Origin of the sequence: Lysobacter soli (assembly GCF_009755585.1) — a bacterium.
Classification (GTDB): domain Bacteria; phylum Pseudomonadota; class Gammaproteobacteria; order Xanthomonadales; family Xanthomonadaceae; genus Lysobacter_J; species Lysobacter_J soli.
The window spans coordinates 2,765,043-2,783,051 of record NZ_CP046603.1; the positions used below are offsets into that span (position 1 = coordinate 2,765,043).

At 68.2% G+C, this 18,009-nt stretch carries 19 protein-coding genes; 4 read left to right on the forward strand and 15 right to left on the reverse strand.

Annotation, left to right across the window (positions count from 1 at the left end):
• Window positions 1-175: 175 nt before the first annotated feature.
• Entirely contained in the window at window positions 176-2,260 is a 2,085-nt protein-coding gene (locus tag GOY17_RS12570; RefSeq protein ID WP_157030666.1) for a 3-hydroxyacyl-CoA dehydrogenase NAD-binding domain-containing protein, read from the forward strand.
• Between the two features lie 42 nt (window positions 2,261-2,302).
• Here GOY17_RS12570 and GOY17_RS12575 read toward each other — a convergent pair whose 3' ends face one another.
• The 14 genes from GOY17_RS12575 to GOY17_RS12640 all read right to left on the reverse strand — a co-directional run bounded on the left by GOY17_RS12575 (window position 2,303) and on the right by GOY17_RS12640 (window position 13,942).
• Window positions 2,303-2,632 (reverse strand): low molecular weight protein tyrosine phosphatase family protein, encoded by a 330-nt coding sequence (locus tag GOY17_RS12575; protein WP_157030667.1) that lies wholly within the window; start codon window positions 2,630-2,632, stop codon window positions 2,303-2,305.
• A gap of 3 nt (window positions 2,633-2,635) precedes the next feature.
• Complete coding sequence (locus GOY17_RS12580; protein WP_115842968.1) at window positions 2,636-3,001, reverse strand: PilZ domain-containing protein; 366 nt, start codon at window positions 2,999-3,001, stop codon at window positions 2,636-2,638.
• Window positions 2,998-3,978, reverse strand: a complete 981-nt coding sequence (locus GOY17_RS12585) for a DNA polymerase III subunit delta' (RefSeq protein ID WP_157030668.1) — start codon at window positions 3,976-3,978, stop codon at window positions 2,998-3,000. The genes GOY17_RS12580 and GOY17_RS12585 overlap by 4 nt, the downstream gene beginning before the upstream one ends.
• The gene (gene tmk / locus GOY17_RS12590; RefSeq protein WP_157030669.1) at window positions 3,975-4,613 is read right to left on the reverse strand and encodes a dTMP kinase; all 639 of its coding nucleotides are present in this window, start codon (window positions 4,611-4,613) and stop codon (window positions 3,975-3,977) included. The genes GOY17_RS12585 and tmk overlap by 4 nt, the downstream gene beginning before the upstream one ends.
• Window positions 4,610-5,704: an endolytic transglycosylase MltG gene (mltG, locus tag GOY17_RS12595; protein WP_232338424.1), complete on the reverse strand. Its 1,095-nt coding sequence runs from the start codon at window positions 5,702-5,704 to the stop codon at window positions 4,610-4,612. Before mltG ends, tmk begins: the two co-directional genes overlap by 4 nt.
• Window positions 5,701-6,516 (reverse strand): aminodeoxychorismate lyase, encoded by an 816-nt coding sequence (gene pabC / locus GOY17_RS12600; RefSeq protein WP_157030670.1) that lies wholly within the window; start codon window positions 6,514-6,516, stop codon window positions 5,701-5,703. The genes mltG and pabC overlap by 4 nt, the downstream gene beginning before the upstream one ends.
• Window positions 6,513-7,880 (reverse strand): aminodeoxychorismate synthase component I, encoded by a 1,368-nt coding sequence (locus GOY17_RS12605; protein WP_157030671.1) that lies wholly within the window; start codon window positions 7,878-7,880, stop codon window positions 6,513-6,515. The genes pabC and GOY17_RS12605 overlap by 4 nt, the downstream gene beginning before the upstream one ends.
• A 168-nt stretch (window positions 7,881-8,048) precedes the next feature.
• Entirely contained in the window at window positions 8,049-9,290 is a 1,242-nt protein-coding gene (gene fabF / locus GOY17_RS12610; RefSeq protein ID WP_157030672.1) for a beta-ketoacyl-ACP synthase II, read from the reverse strand.
• Between the two features lie 166 nt (window positions 9,291-9,456).
• A complete protein-coding gene (gene acpP, locus GOY17_RS12615) occupies window positions 9,457-9,696 on the reverse strand; it encodes an acyl carrier protein (RefSeq protein ID WP_031373652.1) in 240 nt (79 codons plus the stop codon).
• Window positions 9,697-9,826: 130 nt separating this feature from the next.
• Entirely contained in the window at window positions 9,827-10,570 is a 744-nt protein-coding gene (gene fabG, locus GOY17_RS12620; RefSeq protein WP_157030673.1) for a 3-oxoacyl-ACP reductase FabG, read from the reverse strand.
• Window positions 10,571-10,664: 94 nt separating this feature from the next.
• The gene (fabD, locus tag GOY17_RS12625) at window positions 10,665-11,549 is read right to left on the reverse strand and encodes an ACP S-malonyltransferase (protein WP_425482307.1); all 885 of its coding nucleotides are present in this window, start codon (window positions 11,547-11,549) and stop codon (window positions 10,665-10,667) included.
• A 471-nt stretch (window positions 11,550-12,020) separates the two neighbouring features.
• A complete protein-coding gene (locus tag GOY17_RS12630; protein WP_157030675.1) occupies window positions 12,021-13,001 on the reverse strand; it encodes a beta-ketoacyl-ACP synthase III in 981 nt (326 codons plus the stop codon).
• 209 nt (window positions 13,002-13,210) lie between these two features.
• Window positions 13,211-13,405, reverse strand: a complete 195-nt coding sequence (gene rpmF / locus GOY17_RS12635) for a 50S ribosomal protein L32 (RefSeq protein ID WP_115842959.1) — start codon at window positions 13,403-13,405, stop codon at window positions 13,211-13,213.
• An 18-nt stretch (window positions 13,406-13,423) separates the two neighbouring features.
• Window positions 13,424-13,942, reverse strand: a complete 519-nt coding sequence (locus tag GOY17_RS12640; protein ID WP_157031722.1) for a YceD family protein — start codon at window positions 13,940-13,942, stop codon at window positions 13,424-13,426.
• Between the two features lie 150 nt (window positions 13,943-14,092).
• Between GOY17_RS12640 and GOY17_RS12645 the strand changes: the two genes are divergently transcribed.
• Together GOY17_RS12645 and GOY17_RS12650 are read left to right on the forward strand one after the other, a co-directional pair.
• Entirely contained in the window at window positions 14,093-14,452 is a 360-nt protein-coding gene (locus tag GOY17_RS12645) for a hypothetical protein (RefSeq protein ID WP_115842957.1), read from the forward strand.
• The gene (locus tag GOY17_RS12650; RefSeq protein WP_157030676.1) at window positions 14,449-15,033 is read left to right on the forward strand and encodes a Maf family protein; all 585 of its coding nucleotides are present in this window, start codon (window positions 14,449-14,451) and stop codon (window positions 15,031-15,033) included. The genes GOY17_RS12645 and GOY17_RS12650 overlap by 4 nt, the downstream gene beginning before the upstream one ends.
• 3 nt (window positions 15,034-15,036) lie before the next feature.
• On the opposite strand, the gene GOY17_RS12655 is transcribed toward GOY17_RS12650, so the two are convergent.
• On the reverse strand, window positions 15,037-16,884 hold the full coding sequence (locus GOY17_RS12655; protein ID WP_157030677.1) for an ArnT family glycosyltransferase: 1,848 nt from the start codon (window positions 16,882-16,884) through the stop codon (window positions 15,037-15,039).
• 141 nt (window positions 16,885-17,025) lie between these two features.
• Between GOY17_RS12655 and GOY17_RS12660 the strand changes: the two genes are divergently transcribed.
• The gene (locus GOY17_RS12660; RefSeq protein WP_332310570.1) at window positions 17,026-17,979 is read left to right on the forward strand and encodes an AAA family ATPase; all 954 of its coding nucleotides are present in this window, start codon (window positions 17,026-17,028) and stop codon (window positions 17,977-17,979) included.
• The last annotated feature ends 30 nt before the right edge of the window (window positions 17,980-18,009 follow it).

The window sequence follows — 18,009 nt, forward strand, 5'->3', positions numbered from 1 at the left end:
TGAACTTCAACGGGGCGAAGACTGAATCACGTTCATTAATGGGGACTGGCCGGAAGCCCGCAAGCGCCAGCCGTCATGGCATGTTGGCCACCCGCCGCCCGAAGCGGCGATTGACGCCGGCGAAGCATCGTCGGGATGATAGCGGCCTCTCCATACCTGAACGGATGGTGCGCAGATGATGGCTGGCCTCGATGGTCTCCGCTTCCAGCACTGGCAGACCGAGCTTCGCCCCGACGGCGTGCTGCTCCTCTCCTTCGACAAGGCCGGCACGCCGGTCAACACGTTCTCGCAGGACGTGCTGATCGAGCTGGACACCCTGATCGAACGCCTCGCGCTCGACCCACCGAAGGGCGTGGTGCTGCGTTCGGCCAAGTCGTCCGGCTTCATCGCCGGCGCCGATATCAAGGAATTCCAGGCCTTCGACGAGAAGGGCACGGTGGGCGACGCCATTCGGCGCGGCCAGCAGACCTTCCAGCGCCTGGCCGAGCTGCCCTGCCCGACCGTCGCGGCCATCCATGGCTTCTGCATGGGCGGCGGCACCGAGATCGCGCTGGCCTGCCGTTACCGCGTCGCCAGCAACGATTCGTCCACCCGCATCGGCCTGCCGGAAGTGAAGCTCGGCATCTTCCCGGGCTGGGGCGGCAGCGTGCGCCTGCCGCGCCTGATCGGCGCGCCGGCCGCGTTCGACATGATGCTGACCGGTCGCACGCTTTCGGCCTCGGCCGCGCGCGCGAACGGGCTGGTCGACAAGGTCACCGATCCGGCGTCGCTGATCGATGTCGCCGCGTCGTTCGCGCTGAAGGGCGCGGCGCCGCGACCGTTCAAGCAGCGCTTCCTCGGCTGGGCGACCAATACCCTGCCCGCGCGCAAGCTGCTCGCTCCGATGCTGACCAAGCAGGTCGCCCGCAAGGCGCGCAAGGAGCATTACCCCGCGCCGTACGCGCTGATCAACAGCTGGGCCAATGCCGGTGGCGGCGTCCAGCAGCAGCTGTCGGCCGAGCGTAAAGCCGTGGTGAAGCTCGCTTCGACGCCGACCGCGCGCAACCTCATCCGCGTGTTCTTCCTGCAGGAACGGCTCAAGAGCCTGGGCGGGAAGGAGCACGGGATCCGCCACGTGCACGTCGTCGGTGCCGGCGTGATGGGCGGCGACATCGCCGCCTGGTCGGCATGCAAGGGGTTCAACGTCACGCTGCAGGACCGCGAGCAGCGCTTCATCGATGCCGCGCTCGTCCGCTCGCAGACGCTGTTCGAGAAGAAGGTGAAGGACGAAGCCAAGCGCATTACGGTCTCCCAGCGCCTGAAGGGCGACCTGTCGGGCGATGGCGTGGCCGAGGCGGACCTGGTGATCGAGGCGATCATCGAGAACGCCGAAGCCAAGCGCGAGCTGTACGCGTCGCTGGAGCCGCGCATGAAGTTCGACGCGCTGCTGACGACCAACACCTCGTCGATTCCGCTGACCGAACTGCGCGAACACATCGCGCGCCCGGTGCACTTCGCCGGCCTGCACTACTTCAACCCGGTGGCGCTGATGCCGCTGGTGGAAATCATCCACCACGACCGCGTCGCGCCGCAGACCGAGCAGCGCCTGGCCGCGTTCTGCAAGGCGATCGACAAGCTGCCGGTCCCCGTCGCGGGCACGCCGGGCTTCCTCGTCAACCGCGTGCTGTTCCCGTACATGCTCGAAGCGGCCACGGCGTATGCCGACGGCGTGCCGGGCGCGGCGATCGACAAGGCCGCGGTGAAGTTCGGCATGCCGATGGGGCCGATCGAGCTGATCGACACGGTGGGCCTGGACGTCGCCGCCGGCGTCGGCGCGGAGCTCGCGCCGTTCCTCGGCCTGCCGATCCCGCCGTCGCTTTCCACGCCGCCGGAAGCCGGCAAGCGCGGGAAGAAGGACAACCAGGGCCTGTACAAGTGGGAGAACGGCAAGCCGGTGAAGCCCGCGCTGCCGAAGGATTACCAGATTCCTTCCGACCTGGAGGACCGCCTGATCATGCCGCTGATCAACGAAGCGGTCGCCTGCCTGCACGAAGGCGTCGTGGACGATGCGGAACTGCTCGATGCCGGCGTGATCTTCGGCACCGGCTTCGCGCCGTTCCGCGGCGGCCCGATCCAGTACGTTCGCGAAGCTGGCGTGGACAACCTGCTGGCTCGCCTGGCGATCCTCGAACAGCGTTACGGCGACCGTTTCAAGCCGCGTCCGGGCTGGGATAACCCGGCGCTGCGGCCGGAAGCTGTGGCGGCGAGCAAGGCCGCCTGATCGGACATCGTCGATGACGCGTCGACAGGCGCGTCGGCGAACTCAGTGCCGCGGCAGATGTCGCGGCACTTTTGTTTTCAGCAGTCGCACCAGCGACTCATCCATGTATTCGAAATCGTCGGGGATATCGAGGCACACCACGCGCGCGTGGCCGATGTGCGCCTCGTAACGCGACGAAAGCTTCGTGCGATGCGCGCGTTCCATCACGAAGACGATGTCCGCCCACGCCAGCAACTCCGGCGTGACCGGATTCTCGGCATCGTGGTTGAGACCGGCCGACGAGGTTTCGATCCCTGGCCAGTCGGCGAAGACGTGTTCGGCGGTCGGGCTGCGCAGCCGGTTCTGGCTGCAGACGAACAGGACGCGCTTCACGCCTTACATCGTGTGCGTCGGGCGTTCCGCCGCAAGCGTGCCGGCGAGCAGCGCTTCGATCTTGCCCTTCACCGTTTCGCCTTCGGCGCTGTCGGCGAACTGCACCCCGATGCCGGCCGGGCGATTGCCCTGCGCGCCCACGGGCGTCACCCACACGACCTTGCCGGCGACCGGCAGGCGCTCGTTGGATTCGGGCAAGGTGAGCAGCAGAAAGACCTCGTCGCCGAGGAAATAGCGCTTGGGCGTGGGCACGAAGATGCCGCCGCTCTTGAGGAACGGCATGTACGCGCTGTAGAGCTGCGCCTTGTCCTTGATCGCGCACGACAGGATGCCCTGGCGCGCGCCGCCCGCTGCGTTCATACCGCTCATCTTCTACTTCCCCCAGACGCCTGGGCGCCGTTCGCGCCACGCCAGGCCAGCAACAATTCGGTGACCGCGAGGTCCGCCCGCACCGTGGTGCGCAGCAGGTCCCGGGTCCGGTTCGCCTGATCGAACCACGCGGCCAGACTGCGCGTTCGCATCGGGTCGGTCAAGCCGGCGGCCTCGGCCAGCGCGAGGTCCGCGGCATGCCGCAGCCGAAGCGCCGCCTGTTCATCTCCGACCCAGCGCTGCGCGATCTCGACCGCGCCCGCATCGCCGCGGCCGAGCTTCGCCAGATCGGCGGCGACGTCGCGACGCAGCTTCAGGCCGTCGTTCTCGATCCATTCCTGCGCCAGGCCGGGATGGCCGCGCGCGGCGTCCAGCGCCTCACGCGCCACGGCGTCCGCATGGCCGTTGCCCCGGAGCCAGGCCAGCGCCTCGTCATGCGGCGGAAGCTTGAATTCGTAACGTTGGCAGCGGCTGCGGATCGTCGCCGACAACCGCGCCGGATGCGCGCTCACCAGCCACAGGTAGCGACCCGGCACGGGCTCCTCGAGCGTCTTGAGCAGCGCATTGCCGGCGGCGTTGTTGATCGCCTCGGCCGGATCGAGGATCGCCACCTGTGCGCCGCCGTATTGCGGCGTGAGCGACAGTTTTTCGGACAGTTCGCGGATCTGCTCGATCACGATTTCCGTGCGCAGCCGAGTCCCTTCCTTGTTCGGAACGAAGGAGACGACGTGATAGTCGGGATGCGTGCCGGAATCGATCAGGTGACAACCCCGGCATTTGCCGCAGGGCTCGCCTCCGGCGACCGGCTGCTGGCACAGCACGCGGCGCGCAAGTCGTTCGGCCACCGCGCGCTTGCCGAGCTTCGCCGGACCGCAGAACAGCAGCCCATGCGCGAGCCGGCCGGCGTCTAGCGCCGCGACGGCCTGGTCGTACACGCGCTGCTGCCACGGCGCGAAGTTGGCGACGTTGGAGATCATGCGTTCGCTCCGATCCAGTCGCGCAGGTGCGCGACGGCCTGCGAGGCGACGACGTCGGCCGGTTGCGTCGCGTCGATCACTCGGAAGCGCGCGGTATCCGCCTTCGCGCGTGCGAGGTAACCCTCGCGCACACGTTCGAAGAAATCCTCGCGTTCGGCCTCGATGCGATCGGTCGCGCCGCGTCCGCGCGCACGTTGCAGGCCGATCGCGACGGGCACGTCGAGCAACAGCGTCATGCCGGGCGCGATGCCGACGACGCGGCGTTCGAGTTCGCCGATGAAGTCGAGGTCGCCGCCGCGCGCCGCGCCCTGATAGGCGTAACTGGCGTCGGTGAAGCGGTCGCTGATCACCCACGCGCCGCGCTCCAGCGCCGGCAGGATGGTCTCGCGCACATGCTGCGCACGCGCGGCGAAGACCAGCAGCAACTCGGCTTCGGTCGTCGGCGGTTCGTGGTGCGTGTCGAGCAGCAGGCCGCGGATCTGTTCGGCCAGCGGCGTGCCGCCCGGCTCGCGCGTCACGATGGTGTCGCGTGCATCGCCCGCCAGCACCTCGCGCAGCGCGGCGAGCACGGTCGACTTGCCGGCGCCCTCGCTGCCTTCCAGCGTGATGAAGCGCGGGTACGAACGAAGCGTCATTGGCGTTCCTGCGTCTTCGCGCCGGCCGCCGGCTCGGCGGTGCGTTCGGCCGCGCGCGCCTGGCGGTATTTCTGCAGGTAGCGCTGCACGTTCGCCTCGTGTTCGGCGAGCGTGCGCGCGAACAGATGACGCCCGCTGCCATCGCCCACCGCGACGAAATACAGCTCCTCGCCGCGCTGCGGACGCGCGACCGCCTGCAGCGCGTCGACGCCGGGCATCGCGATCGGCGTCGGCGGCAGGCCGGTGCGCGTGTAGGTGTTGTACGGCGTGTCGGTGGTGAGGTGGACCTTGCGCAGGTTGCCCTCGTAATTCGTGCCCAGGCCGTAGATCACCGTCGGGTCCGTCTGAAGGCGCATGCCGATCTGCAGGCGGCGTTCGAAGAGGCCTGCGATGCGCGGGCGTTCCTCAGCGATGCCGGTTTCCTTTTCGACGATGGACGCGAGCACCAGCATTTCGTCGGGCGTCTTCAGCACGCTGTCGGGCACGCGGCGTTCCCACGCGGCGGCGAGCGCCTTTTCCATCGCCTCGTGCGCGCGCTTGAGCACATCCAGGTCGCTGTCGCCGCGCGTGAACAGATAGGTCTCCGGCAGGAAGCGGCCTTCCGGATGCTGGCCGGCATGGCCCAGCGCTTTCATCAAGGCGGCATCGTCGAGGCTGGTCGTTTCGTGCTTGAGTTCCTCCGCCCGCGACAACGCCGCGCGTAGCTCGCGGATGTTCCAGCCTTCCACGATGGTGAAGCGGCGACGCACGACCTTGCCGTCGCGCATCGCGGTGAGCAGGTCGCGCGGCGAGGTGCCGGGTTCCAGCGCGTATTCGCCGACTTGCAGCTTGCCGGCGGCGCCGAGCTGGCGCGCCAGCGCCCGCCATTCGACCAGATCGCCCTGGTGGACGCCGGCCTCGCGGAGCTTGCGGACGATGGCCGGGAGCGAATCGCCGCGTTCGACGACCAGGCTTTCGCCTGTTTCCAGACCCGCCAGCGGCGCATCGGCGAAACTGGTGTAGCGCTGCCACAGGTACGCGCCGACGCCGGCGGCGATCAACAGCAACACGAACAAGAAGCCGCCCAGGCGGCGTCCAGATTTGCGACTCACGCAACCTCCGTGGCGAATGCGGGATGCTCGGCGGCCAGGCGACGGCGAAGTTGCGCCACCTGCGGGTGCGGTCGCCAGACGCGAGCGCCGAGCCGCGCCACGGGCAGGATACCGCGCGCGGCATTGCACAGGAAAACGGCCTCGGCCGCTTCGACTTCGGTCACAGCCAGGCGCGCCTCCCGCGCCTGAAGGGCGTCGATCGCCCATTCGCGGCACACGCCGGCGATGCCACAGCGGTCTACGGCCGGGGTCGTCCAGTGGCCGTCGTGCAGGACGAACAGGTTGGCCGCAGTGGCGCTGACGACGTCGCCTTCGGTGCTGCGCATCAGGCCTTCGTCGACGTCGGCATCGCGCCATTCGGCACGCGCCAGCACCTGTTCGAGCCGATTGCAGTGCTTGATCCCCGCCAGCGCTGGCTGCACTGCGAGGCGCGTGTCGCACCAGCGCAGCGTCAGGCCGTCGGCCGGCGCCGCGGGCGGCGCGTCGTGGCGCGACAGGATCCAATGCGGCGAGTTGGCATCGAACGGCGCATAACCGCGGCCGCCAACGCCGCGACTGACGATCAGCTTGAGCACGCCGCCGGCGCCATCGAGTAGAGCCTGCGCTTCGTGGCGAACGCGTGCCTGGTCCGGCAACGCGATTCCGATCGCGTGAGCACCGCGTTCCAACCGCCGCCAATGCGCCGGCCACCAGTGCACGTTGTCCTCGTGGGCACGCATGGTTTCGAACAACCCGTCGCCGTATGCGAGGCCGCGATCCAGGTCGGGCGTGTTCGCCACGGACTGATCGCCGACGAAGTGCCGCACGCTCATCCGGCCACTCCCAGCGCGCGCAGCATGCCGCGCGCCTTGGCGCGGGTTTCGTCGAGTTCCTTGCGCGGGTCGGAATCGGCCACGATCCCGGCGCCGGTGCGGAAGCGCAGCGTCGCGCCGTCGGGCGTCGATTCGAGCTCGGCGCTGCGGATCAGGATGTTCAGATCCATGTCGCCATCGCGGTTGAGCCAGCCCATCGCACCGGTGTAGGCGCCGCGGCCAACGCCTTCGAGCTCGGCGATGATCTGCATGCAGCGCACCTTCGGGCAGCCGGTGATGGTGCCGCCCGGAAACACCGCGCGGATCACCTGCCCGGGCGTCGCGTCGCTGCGCAGCCGCCCGCGCACGTTGCTCACGATGTGGTGCACGTGCGCGTAGCTTTCGACCGTCATGAGTTCATCGACTTCGACGCTGCCCGGCGTGCAGACACGTCCGAGGTCGTTGCGTTCCAGGTCGATCAGCATCACGTGCTCGGCGCGCTCCTTCGGATGGCCGACCAGTTCCTGGATGCGCGCCGCGTCGTCGTCGCCATCGAATCGCGGACGCGTGCCGGCAATGGGACGCGTCTCGACGACGTCGCCGCGCACCGACACCAGCCGCTCCGGTGACGCGCTGACGACGGCCCAGTCGTCGCCCGCGAACACACCGGCGAACGGTGCGGGGTTGTTCTCGCGCAGGCGCTGGAACAGTTCGGCGGCCTGCACGTCGCGACCGAAACGCGCGCGCCAGCCGCGCGACAGGTTGGCCTGGAAGACATCGCCGGCGGCGAGGTAATCGAGCACGCGGCGTACGCCGTCAGTGAAGCGATCGGGCTCGTCTTCGTTCAGCGCGACGGGCGCGTGCCACGCCGGCAGCGGGGGCTGCGCGGCGAGCTGGGTGATGTCGTTGAGGACGTCGTCGCGCAGCGTCTCGTGTGCCGTTTCGACGACCAGCACGCACTCGCCACTGGTGTGATCGCGCAACACGGCGGCGGGGCAACGCAATGCGAGCGCGACTGGAAGGCGACCTTCCGCGCGCGGCAGCGACAGGATCGGTTCGACCTGCGCCGCGGCCTCGTAACCAAAGAGCAGTGCCCAGCCGCCACGGAACGGCCAGCGCGGCTCATCGCGCGCGACGCGCTCGGCCTGCCATTGGGCGTCGAGCGCAGCGAAGAAATCGGTACCCATCCCGGTGCCGTTTTCGTCGCGAACGACTGCGTCGGCGTCGAGGCGAAGCTGGCCGCCATCGGCAACGAGCAGCAGGTCCCAACGGCCCTGCGCGGTGCCGTGCGCGCTGGATTCCAGCAGCAGCGGATAGCGGGCCGGCGCCAGGCGCTGGAGCGCGAGCAGGTCGAAGGAGGTGGGAAGCGGATGGGTCAGGAGCATGGCGACATTGTCGTCTATTGGCGCGGTCTGGCGGCCCGTACACCCACCCTCCCGACGATCCGCGCGCCGGCACACGCGATCGGGTGAATCCCGGACTGAACTGGGCGGCTGTGCAGAAAAAGAAATCCCCGCCGAAGCGGGGATTTCGGGGTCGCACTTCAACGACGATCAGACGCGCCGGAACACCAGCGTGCCGTTGGTGCCGCCGAAGCCGAAGCCGTTCGACATCGCGACGGCGATCTTCTTCTCGCGTGCCACGTTCGGCACGTAGTCCAGGTCGCAACCCTCGCCCGCTTCGAACAGGTTGATCGTCGGCGGGATGATGCCGTGGTGCAGCGCCAGCACGGAGAAGATGGCCTCCACGCCGCCGGCCGCGCCGAGCAGGTGGCCGGTCATCGACTTGGTGGAGCTGACCATCGTCTTGTAGGCGTGGTCGCCCAGCGCGCGCTTGATCGCGAGCGTTTCGGCGAGATCGCCCAGGGGCGTCGAGGTGCCGTGCGCGTTGAGGTACTCGATCTGCTCCGCGTTGACGCCCGCGTCCTTCATCGCCGCAACCATGCAGCGCGCCGGCCCTTCGCCGTTCTCGCTGGGGGCGGTCATGTGGAAGGCGTCGGAACTGGCGCCGAAACCGGCGAGTTCGCAATAGATGCGAGCGCCGCGCGCCTTGGCGCGTTCGTACTCCTCCAGCACCAGGATGCCGGCGCCGTCGCCGAGCACAAAGCCGTCGCGGTCCTTGTCCCACGGGCGCGACGCGTGCGTCGGGTCGTCGTTGCGGGTGGACATCGCCTTCATCGAGCAGAAGCCCGCGACCGACGTCGGCGAGGAGCCGCGCTCGGCGCCGCCTGCGATCATCACGTCGGCATCGCCGTACTGGATCATGCGCATCGCCATGCCGATGGAATGGTTGGCGGTGGCGCAGGCGGAGACGGCCGAGAAGTTCGGCCCCTTGATGCCGGTCAGCAGCGACACCTGGCCGGGCAGCATGTTGATGATCGTGCTGGGCACGTAGAACGGCGAGACCTTGCGCGGGCCGCCTTCGTGGAACTTGACCGTCTGTTCCTCGATGCCCAGCAGGCCACCGATGCCGGAGCCGATGAGCGCGCCGATGCGCTCGGCGTTGGATTCGTCGACCGTGAGGTCGGCGTCCTTCATCGCCATCAGCGAGGCGGCGACACCGTAATGGATGAACTCCTCCATCTTCTTGGCGTCCTTCGGGTTCACCCACTGGGTGATGTCGAAGTCGCGCACTTCGCCCGCGATGCGGGTGGTGAAGTTGGTGGCGTCGAAATGGGTGATCGGGCCGATGCCGGAGCGACCGTTGACGATGCCGTCCCAGGTGCTGGCGACGTCGTTGCCCAGCGGCGACACAGCGCCCAGGCCGGTCACGACTACGCGTCGGTTGTTGGACATGAAACACTCCGTCTGACACTACGCCGGCGTATAGACCGGCTGATAAGACACGGGGCCGCTATGTGCGGCCCCGGTCTGATTTTCCTGACGTACCAGGCGCCGAAGCTCGGCGTTGGTTTTCGCGGACGCCGGGCCAGTGGGCCGGCATCCGCCAAGCGATGGACGCTTAGCTCTTGACGTGAGCCTTCACGTAGTCGATCGCCTGCTGCACCGAGGTGATCTTCTCGGCCTCTTCGTCCGGGATCTCGCACTCGAACTCTTCTTCGAGCGCCATCACCAGCTCGACGGTGTCGAGCGAGTCCGCGCCGAGGTCGTCGACGAACGAAGCGTTGTTGGTGACTTCTTCTTCCTTAACGCCAAGCTGTTCGACCACGATCTTCTTGACGCGTTCTTCGATGCTGCTCATGGGTTCTCACTCCTCCCGGGACGGGATATTCGACGGAATAGTCTAATTGAATCGAGGACGATCGCGAGCATACGCGAAAGCCCTTTGGATTCAAGCGGTTACAGCTGAAACAGTGATCGGCCGAGGCCGCTCACGGCATGTACATGCCGCCATTGACGTGCAGGGTCTCGCCGGTGATGTAGGCCGCCGACGGGCCGGCCAGGAAGGCCACTGCGCGGGCGATGTCCGCCGGCTCGCCGAAACGGCCGAGCGCGATCTGGCCGAGCATCGCGTTCTTGGCGTCTTCCGGCAGCGCCTTGGTCATGTCGGTGTCGATGAAGCCCGGCGCCACGACATTGACCGTGATATTTCGGCTGCCGATCTCCTTCGCCAGCGACTTGCTGAAGGCGATGATGCCGGCCTTGGCCGCGGCGTAGTTGGCCTGGCCGGCATTGCCGGTCACGCCGATCACCGAAGCGATGTTGATGATGCGGCCCTTGCGCGCCTTCATCATCGAGCGCATCACCGCCTTGCTGGTGCGGTAGACGCTGGTGAGATTGGTGTCGAGGATCGCCTGCCAGTCCTCGTCCTTCATGCGCATCAGCAGGTTGTCGCGCGTGATGCCGGCATTGTTCACGAGGATCGAGATGGCGCCGATGTCCTTGGCGATGCCGTCAATCAGCGTTTCGATCGATGCGGCGTCGCTGACGTCGAGCACGCGGCCGTGGCCGCCGTGCGCGGCGAGGCGTTCGCCGATAGCGTTCGCGCCGCTTTCGGACGTGGCCGTGCCGATCACCGTCGCGCCCTGCGCGGCCAGTTCGTCGGCGATCGCCGCGCCGATGCCGCGGCTGGCACCAGTGACCAGGGCGATTTCACCTTTGAGAAGCTGGGTCATTGAGGTCTCCATTGAGAGCGCAGTGAAGCGCACATCCGTCGGGATGCGCATCCGGTGCGGGATCACGCGGATCCGCGCGCCTGCATGCCGATGATCATTTCCACTCGGCGAGTGCGGACTCGAACTCGCCCACCGCGCCGATCGCGCGTGCGTCTATGCCCTTGTCGATGCGCTTGACCAGGCCGGCCAGGACCTTGCCGGGGCCGCATTCGCCCATGCGCGTGGCGCCCTTGCCTGCCAGCGCCTGGACGCAACCGGTCCATTGCACGGGCAGGTAGAGCTGGCGCACGAGCGCGTCGCGAATGGCGTCCACGCTTTCGTGCACCCGTGCATCGACGTTCTGCACGACGGGCCGGTCGGGCATGCGCCAGGACAGGCCGGCCGTCGCTTCGGCGAGGCGGTTGGCGGCCTCGCGCATCAGCGGCGTGTGCGAGGGCACGCTGACGGCGAGCTTCACCGCCTTGCGCACGCCGCGCTCGCCAAGCATCGCCAGCGCCTTGTCGACCGCCGCGGCATGACCGCCGATGACGATCTGGCCGGGCGAATTGAAGTTGGCCGGAACCACCACCTCGGTGCCGGATACGGCTCCGCAGACTTCCTGCACGAGTGCGTCTTCGGCACCGAGCACCGCGGCCATCGCGCCGACGCCCGCCGGTGCGGCGTCCTGCATCAATTGCCCGCGCAGCCGGACCAGATGCGCGCCGTCCTTCAGCGACAGCGCGCCAGCGGCGACCAGGGCGGTGTATTCACCCAGGCTGTGGCCGGCAAGCTGCGCCGGCGAACGACCTCCCTGCCCGTGCCACGCGCGCCACACTGCCACGCCCGCGGCGAGCAGCGCCGGCTGGGTGTACTCGGTGCGGTTGAGCATTTCTTCCGGACCGCCTTGGCTCAGCGCCCACAGGTCGACGCCGGCGCCATCGCTGGCCTCGCCGAAGGTCTCGCGCACGATCGGGTGCAGTTCGGCCAGCTCCGCGAGCATGTCGACGGACTGGGAACCCTGGCCTGGAAACACGAAGGCCAGCGAAGCGTCGTGGGCGGTGGAATCGGTCACTCGGCGGGGGTCCCTGCGAAAAGAGTGCGCATGATACGAGCCTTTGCTCTAGTGCGTCTGTACCGGGTCGTATTGAAGGCCGGATGCGTTGCGGAACTGTGAAGGCGCGCGCTTCGTAAACGGCTCGCGCAGCAGCCTCGCTGGCCGATCACGTTCGGCGACGCAATTCGTCCCGCTGTACGCGTCGGCGTGTGTATTCGTCCGCCTATTCATGGGCCGCTTGTTCGTGTCGCTCGAGATCGGGAAGCATGACGTGCATGCGGGATCGATGGCATCGCAACAGTGCGCGACAGGATGTAGGCGACTTCCGAGGATCGCGTCAGGCTCGCCGTCTCGACGGCACAAACAGGAACGCCTCCGCAGCGAGCGGAGGCGTCATGTTCTTCGCGACGAGGAAACTCAGTAGCGCAGCAGCGCCGAGCCCCAGGTGAAACCGCCGCCGAAGGCTTCGAGCAGTACGAGCTGGCCACGCTGCACCTTGCCCGAACGCACGGCTTCATCCAGTGCCAGCGGCACCGAACCCGACGACGTGTTGCCGTGCTTGTCGACGGTGACGACCACGCGCTCCATCGGCATGTCCAGGCGCTTGGCCGTGGCTTCGATGATGCGCAGGTTGGCCTGGTGCGGGATCAGCCAGTCGATGTCGTGGCGATCCAGGCCGTTGGCTTCCAGCGTTTCTTCCACGACAGAATCCAGCGCCTTCACCGCATGCTTGAAGACCTCGTTGCCTGTCATCAGCACGCGCACGCCGGCGTTGTGTTCTTCGGGCTTGAAACCGACCGACACGCCGACCGGATTCCACAGCAGTTCCTTCTTGCCGCCATCGGCGTGCATGTGGGTGCTGAGGATGCCGGTTTCGGTGTCGGCCTTGAGCACGACCGCGCCGGCGCCGTCACCGAAGAGCACGCAGGTGGAGCGGTCGCTCCAGTCGAGCATGCGCGTCAGCGTTTCCGCACCGACCACGAGCACGGTCTTCGCGGCGCCGGAACGAATGAACTTGTCGGCCACCGTCAGCGCGTAGACGAAACCGGTGCAGGCGGCGTTGACGTCGAACGCGGGGCAGCCGTTGGCACCGAGACGGTGCTGCAGCAGGCAGGCGGTTGACGGAAAGATGAGATCGGGGGTGGTCGTGCCGACGACGATGAGGTCGAGATCCGTGGCATCGACACCGGCCGCTTCGAGGGCGCGCACGGAGGCGTGATAGGCCAGGTCGCTCGTGGTCTCGCCTTCGGCGGCAATGTGGCGCTCGCGGATGCCGGTGCGGGCCGCGATCCATTCATCGCTGGTATCGACGATCTTCGCGAGGTCGTCGTTGGTCAGCACCTTCTCGGGAAGGTAGCTGCCGGTTCCCGCGATGCGGGAATAAATCTGTTGCGTCATCGCCACTCCGCTGCACAGCCGTGATGGCCCTGTCGGGCACTTGCCGGGGACCGCCGGCGAAGCCGACGGAAGCGTACCGCCGCTACCCTAATGCATCGGGATCGCGGCCACGGCCACGCTGCCTCGCGGGGCCTTGCGGCGGCGGACAGTCGGCCCGGCGGCGTCCGCGCGCGTCGGTCGACGGGCGCGGGCGGCGGTGGGCGAAGAGATTACTCTTCGTCGGCAACCTTGGACTTGGTGTCGATCACCTTCTTGCCGCGGTAGTAACCGTCGGCGGTGACGTGGTGACGCAGGTGGGTCTCGCCCGTGGTCGGGTCGGTGGCCAGCTGCTTGGCGGACAGCGCATCGTGCGAACGACGCATGCCACGCTTGGACGGGGAAACGCGGGACTTCTGGACAGCCATGGTCTTGCTCCAAAAAAACTAGTTCGAATGTTTCTTCAACGCCGACAACGCAGCGAATGGGTTCACGCGCTCCGGCTCCGGTCCCTCTTCAGGAGCGGGCCAGTCGCCTTCCACCGCTTCCGTGCCGGGCATGATCGGCACGACCGGAACGGCGAGGATGAGTTCGTCCTCGACCAGTTCGACGGTCCGCAGCTGGCCGTTTTCAGGCACCAGCAGCGGCTCGTATCCGGGCGGCAACGCGGCTTCGTCCGCTTCGTCGCGAATGAGGCCGAGCCGCTGCACGATGTTCACCGGCAACAGGAACCGCTGCAGGCTGCGCTGACAGGTCAGCGGCAGCTCGGCATCGATACGCAGTTCGACATAAGGCACCTTGAGCGAGTCGCGATCGAAATCGAGCGCGAATCGCACTTCACCCTGGGTGTCGACCAGGCTGTCCCGCAGCCGCGTCAGCGCCGACAACGGCACACGGCCTTCCACGCCGCGCCGCGCCGCCACCATGCGCCAAGCATCAAGAATCTCGGGCAGGTCCGCTGACATAAGCTGCGGAATGTTAGAGATCGCCGTACCCGCTGTCAAACCTGAACGCATCGTGCCGGAGCGGGCCAGTTCACGTTTTCCGCCCGTCGCATTTGCGGGGCGCGGGGCGGCCCTTCACACTGAAGGCCTTCCGTCCTTCCGTCGACGATCGTGACCATCGCCCTGCTCCTGCTGGTGTCCGCCCTGGTGATCGCGGCACTGGTCTATTCCCGCTCCCGACCCAGCCGGCGCGACCGCGCCATGCGCGACGTCCTGGATGCGGCCGATGCGCTGGAAGCCCAGCTGCGCGTGGCGCGGGCCGAGATCGAGGCAGTCACCGGCGGGGACGGCGACGACCCGGTCGGCGAGGCCATGCGCGAGATGCTCCGCCAGCGGCTGTGGCTCCGGGACCACGGTCCCGACGCCAGCCTCGCCCAGCTCGACGAGGTCCGCACCTCCATCGACGCAGCACGCGGCCGGATCGACCAGCAATTGTCGCGCATCGCCCAGGCCCGCGCACCGGGCGCATGAACGCGACGCCCCGGCTCATCCTGGCCTCCACCTCCATTTACCGGCGCGAACTGCTCGCCCGCCTCGGGGTGCCGTTCGATACCGAGCGCCCCGGCACCGACGAGACGCCGCTTCCCAACGAGACGCCCGAAGCGCTGGCCCGGCGTCTGTCCCGGGCGAAGGCTTCGGACATCGCTGCGCGGCATCCCGGCGCGTGGGTAATCGGCTCCGACCAGGTCGCCGAATCCGATGGCCGTGCGCTCGGCAAGCCCGGCGGCCACGAAGCCGCCACGGCGCAACTCGCCTCGATGTCCGGGCAGCCGGTGCGGTTTCATACCGGCCTGTGCCTGGTGCGCCACGGCGAGCAGCCGCTGGAGGCGATGGATTGCACGGTCGTACGCTTCCGGGAACTCGCCGCCGACGAGATCGAACGCTACCTGCGTGCCGAGCAGCCCTACGACTGCGCCGGCAGCTTCAAGTCCGAAGGCCTCGGAATCGCGCTGTTCGAGGCGATCGAGAATCGCGACCCGACCGCGCTCATCGGCCTGCCTCTGATCGCCACTGCACGACTGCTGCGCGAAGCGGGCTTCCGCCTGCCCTGACGCCTACCGCGTCAGTTCGATCGGCTGCTCGGCCCAGGTTTCCACACTGCCGTCGCGGCCGGTGAGCCGCAGGCCGAGCCAATGCGTGCCCGGCGCGAAGCCGCTGTCCTCGCCCAGCTGGATGCTTGCATCGAATCCGACACGCGGATGCTGCGGGTCGTTCGACACAGGCCACACCTGCTGCAATCCGGGGAACTCGCGCCCGTAACGCGCCTGCCCGACGACCTTGCCGTCCAGCGTGACCTCCACGTTCGACAACCCGACGCCGTCCTTGAACGCCCAGCCCCGCACGTCGAAACGACGGCCCACGCGCGCGTCGGCAACGGGCGAATCCACCCACGCCATCGACGGCGTCGTGCACGGGCCGGGGACCGGTTCGCCCGTCAAGGCAAACAGCAGGAAGCGCTGCCGTCCGTGGTCGATGTTGAGCACCTCCGGGGGCGGCAACGGGCCGACCATTCCGCACAGTGCGTGATAGCGATCGAGCAGGTCGCGGTATTTCACTTCCGTGGCGCCGACGACGAGCAGCACGGGCGCGGCGCCCCACTCGCTGCGTCCGGCCGTCTGCAATCCCCACAAGCGCAGCTGTGGCGCGCGTCCGTGCTTGAGGTTGATCGGATGATCGAGCACCGGGATGCGCGCATCGCCCAGCGCGAAGCCGAGCTCGGCCCCGATCTTGAAGTTGTCGGCGACCACGCGCGTGCCTTCGGGCATCGTGTCGAGCTTCGCGCGGACCGTGTCGGCGAGCGTTTTCCATCCGGCGAAGTTGGCCGGGTACCACTTCTCCGCCGCGCTGGCTTCGCGCCAGTTCGCATTCGAGACGGCGACGTAATAGCCGAGGTTGGCAACCAGCCCGGCGCCCGCCAGCCACCACGTCGCCAGTCGCCACGCTCGCGGCCACGTGACGAGCACCGCCGGTACCAGCGGAAGCAGCGCGAGGTAGCCCGGCAACGGCCAATGGAAACTGACGCGCTCGGTATCGGCGAAGAAGCCCAGCGCGAAGAAGCCCGCGACCACGCCCGTGCCCAGCAGCGCGAAATAGCGCGACACCGTCGAGGCACGCCTCAGGCTGCGCTGTGCCGCGACCGCCATTGCCGCGAACAGCAGCGGCGTCACCAGCAGGGCCTGGATGCCGATGAAGAGGATGCCGTCGGCATGAAACGACCAGGGGTGGCGATCCACGAGCTGGAAGCGCAGTCCCGCGTCGGCGTTGTCCAGGTTCCAGGCCACCAGCGGCGCCCACGCCGACGCACCGAAGGCAATGGCGACCACCACCCTCACGTCGCGCAGCACGCGGCGACCTTCAGGGAGCATCAGCAGTGCGACGAAGCCGACCACGATCACAGCGATGAAGCGGTAATGGCACAGCGCGCCCAACGCGAGTCCGAAGGCCAGTTCCAACGCAGCGGGCGCGTCGACCTGCCGCAACAGGCGTGCGCCCGCATCCAGGCACAGCAGCGTGGCCAGCGCCATCGCCGCATCGGGCAGCGCCATCAGCCCGAGCGCGCCGGCCAGCGGCAACAACAGCGTCAGCACGCCGGCTTGCCATCCCGTTTTCGCACCGAACTCACGCGACGCCACGTGCACCATCAGCAGCGGCACCGCCGCGCCAATGAGCAGGAACGGCAAACGCAGGGCGAACGTGCCCTCGCCCAGCGCCGTGCCCAGCCGCGTCAGCCACGCCGTCAGGCCCGGGAGATCGGAGTACGCCGCCGCCGGATGCCGCCCTTCCTGCCAGTAGAACGCTTCGTCGACGAACAGAGGCAGGCGCGCGGCGATGAGCAGCTTCACCGCCAGTACCGAGACCCACAGCACCCAAAAGGCACGCCGCGCCTGCACTGCATCCCGCATCCGTTCGTGACCTCGCTACACTCGGGTGAAATGAAGGGTCCGGCATGATTCGACGCGCCGGCCGCCTCGCGAAGGGGGAGCTCGTCGGCGACTGGCCGACTCGCGCGGCGCACCACCGGAACAATCCAGGAGACACGCACGATGGCGGTATCCCTTTCGACGGCGGCCATGCTAACCGATGGCCTTCGCGCATCCCTCGACCGCGCGCAGACACAGGTCAACGCGCTGGTGCTCGGCAAGCCGCAGGAAGTGCGCCTGGCGTTCGTCGCGTTGCTGGCCGGCGGGCATGTGCTGATCGAGGACCTGCCGGGCCTGGGCAAGACGACGCTGGCGCACGCGCTTGCCGCGACGCTCGGCCTGGACTTCCAGCGCGTGCAGTTCACCTCCGACCTGCTGCCTGCCGACGTGGTCGGCGTGTCGGTGTTCGATCCGCAGGCGCGGCAGTTCCAGTTCCACTCCGGTCCGGTGTTCACGCAGGTGCTGCTCGCCGACGAGATCAATCGCGCGCCGCCGCGGACGCAGAGCGCGCTTCTCGAGGCGATGGCGGAATACCAGGTCACCGTCGACGGCACGACGCATCGGCTGCCCGAGCCCTTCTTCGTGATCGCCACGCAGAACCCTGTGGATCTGTCCGGCACGTATCCGCTGCCCGATTCGCAGCTCGACCGCTTCCTGCTGCGGCTGAGCCTGGGTTATCCCGGCGAAGCCGCCGAACGCGACCTGCTCGCCGGCACCGACCGCCGCGACCTGATCGCCCGCGCGACGCCGCAACTCGGCGTGCAGGACGTGATCGCCGCACGTCAGGCCGTGCAGGACGTGCATGCCAGCGAGGCGCTCATCGCTTATGTGCAGGCGCTGCTCGCGCGCAGCCGCCGGCATCCGGGCGTGCGCGTCGGCCTGTCGCCGCGCGCGGGACTCGCGTTGCTCCGCGCGGCACGCGCGTACGCATTGCTGCTCGGTCGAGCGCACGTATTGCCGGAGGACGTGCAGGCCCTGTTCCCGGCCGTCGCCGCGCACCGCCTCGTCGCCGAGGTCGACGCGGGCAAGGATGCGGCACTGGCGAAGGCGATCCTGCACGCGGTGCCGGTGGACTGATCCATGCCCGTCGCCGCTGCACGGCGCCTG